Source organism: Candidatus Symbiothrix dinenymphae, from assembly GCF_001431085.1.
Genome location: NZ_BBRU01000595.1, coordinates 1 through 1,690, shown reverse-complemented (window position 1 = coordinate 1,690; position 1,690 = coordinate 1). Strand labels below are relative to the sequence as shown.

Here is a 1,690-nt window from a genome sequence, read left to right as displayed (position 1 = left end):
TCGCAATTGTTTGATGAGTTGCCTGTGGTACCCTGTCAGCAAAGCTGACCGCAATAAGATTGCCGCCGAAGAGTATGGCATTCCGCAAGGTTTGTCGGATGGCTATCAAGACTGTGTCGGTCCTGCCGCTATGAAGCCCGAACTGCTTAATGAGGTCATTGAGCGTTTCTTGAAGAATGTGAAAGAGAAACGCCAAAGAACCAAGTATTTGACGGCAGAATAGGAATAACCCTTGGTTGAATTCCGCAATCAAATCAAAGTTTGATTGTTGCCATTTCGTTGCCTAACTGATGCAAGGTATTTTCAATTTTACCTATTTGCCGTTCGGATATGTACGCTTTCTTTGTCTTGTATTGGCGCATTAACGAGGGATTTATCCGTGCCCTTTTAGCAAATTTCGTTACATTTATCCAATCGTAATAATTGAACATAGAGGCCATGTCGTATAATGCTGTTGCTTTCATATTCCTATTTTTTCAGCGGAGCCAACTGTTGCGACATACTTGGGTAAACATCCCGCAGTAACTCGAAAGCTGTTTTTTTCTCATCTTTCGTAGCTTTTTCGGCAATCAGCACTATTTCGGTTAATTTGGCATCTGCTAATTGTTGCAACACGAGGCTGGATGAGCGCACTTGTTTCATGTTTTTCAGGACAGGCAAGGCGGTGAGAATTGCTGTTCGTCCCTGTTCGGGATTGGCCGCCATTTCGTCCAAACCGTTGCGATGGAAGGTATAAAGCAGCTCGCGCAACGGCTTCATCGACTCATCCAAATAGGCGTTTATCATCGTGCCTTTGCTTTTTTCGTCGTCAAATGCCGACCAGCCGTTCCACTGCATATTCGATTGTGCCATAGAGGTAATGTGTTGGGCTTCGCGGTAAAAAGCATCGCCGCCCAAAAGCGAAAAACTGTCAAAATCCAAAGCCAAAATCAGATTGGCATAAAATGAAACCACCGCCTCCAAATTGCTGCTGAGGTTGTTTTGCTGATGCTCAATATTCGCATTTTCATTATACTCAAACTCAATATTTTCCCGATAATTAAGCAAGGTGGTGGTGTAGGAGGCATTGTAAACAGGGCGGCGCGACTGCACCGACAATTCCGCTTTAAAACTGTTGTCCGACACCCGTTCCAGGATGTTGAGCGTAAATGAACATTCGATTTTTTCGTTACTTCCCATAATCATCGCCCCCCATTTGGTACCGTTAATGAACTGTGTCAAAGCCTTTTCCATCGTAACAAACACATTTTTGTTGGTGCCCTCAATGCGGTCGCTACTGACCACCACCCGCGCGTTCAGTTCCTGTGCCTGCACCGCGATGGTTGCCTGTAACAACAATATCAATATGAAATGTTTTTTTTGCATCCTAATTCGATTGTTTTTTCAACCGTTCGATTTCTTTTTCTAATTTTCCGAGTTGGGCGTACATTTCCGGCAGTTTTGGGAAGATTACGCTTGAGCGGAGGAATTTCATGTGGTCGAACGCCGGTATTCCGAGCACTTTTCTGTCGTTTTTGATGCTGCCGAGGACTGCCGATTTGGCTCCTATGCTCACGTTGTCTCCTATTTTGAGGTGACCTACGAGGCCCACTTGTCCGCCCAATTGGCAGTTTTTACCTATTTTACTTGAACCGGCAATACCTGTTTGCGCTGCAATAGCGGTGTTTTCGCCAATTTCCACATTATGCGC

At 45.0% G+C, this 1,690-nt stretch carries 3 protein-coding genes and 1 pseudogene; 1 reads left to right on the top strand and 3 read right to left on the bottom strand.

Annotated elements, in window-relative coordinates; all coding sequences use genetic code 11:
* On the top strand, positions 1–223 hold a 223-nt coding region (locus tag ASC50_RS06520), incomplete at its 5' end, for a hypothetical protein (RefSeq protein ID WP_158648553.1).
* Between the two features lie 31 nt (positions 224–254).
* Here the strand turns inward: ASC50_RS06520 and ASC50_RS07680 are convergent.
* The 3 genes and pseudogenes from ASC50_RS07680 to ASC50_RS06505 form a co-directional block, all read right to left on the bottom strand.
* Positions 255–464, bottom strand: a complete 210-nt coding sequence (locus ASC50_RS07680; RefSeq protein WP_055432879.1) for a hypothetical protein — start codon at positions 462–464, stop codon at positions 255–257.
* A gap of 4 nt (positions 465–468) precedes the next feature.
* On the bottom strand, positions 469–1,365 hold the full coding sequence (gene porD / locus ASC50_RS06510) for a type IX secretion system protein PorD (protein ID WP_055432878.1): 897 nt from the start codon (positions 1,363–1,365) through the stop codon (positions 469–471).
* 1 nt (position 1,366) lies between these two features.
* Positions 1,367–1,690 (bottom strand): annotated as a pseudogene (locus tag ASC50_RS06505) (UDP-3-O-(3-hydroxymyristoyl)glucosamine N-acyltransferase); the annotation flags it as partial.

Excerpts from the sequence above, each read along its gene's own strand:
- ASC50_RS07680 (WP_055432879.1), bottom strand. The coding sequence starts at position 464 with ATGAAAGCAACAGCATTATACGACATGGCCTCTATGTTCAATTATTAC.
- porD (WP_055432878.1), bottom strand. The coding sequence starts at position 1,365 with ATGCAAAAAAAACATTTCATATTGATATTGTTGTTACAGGCAACCATC.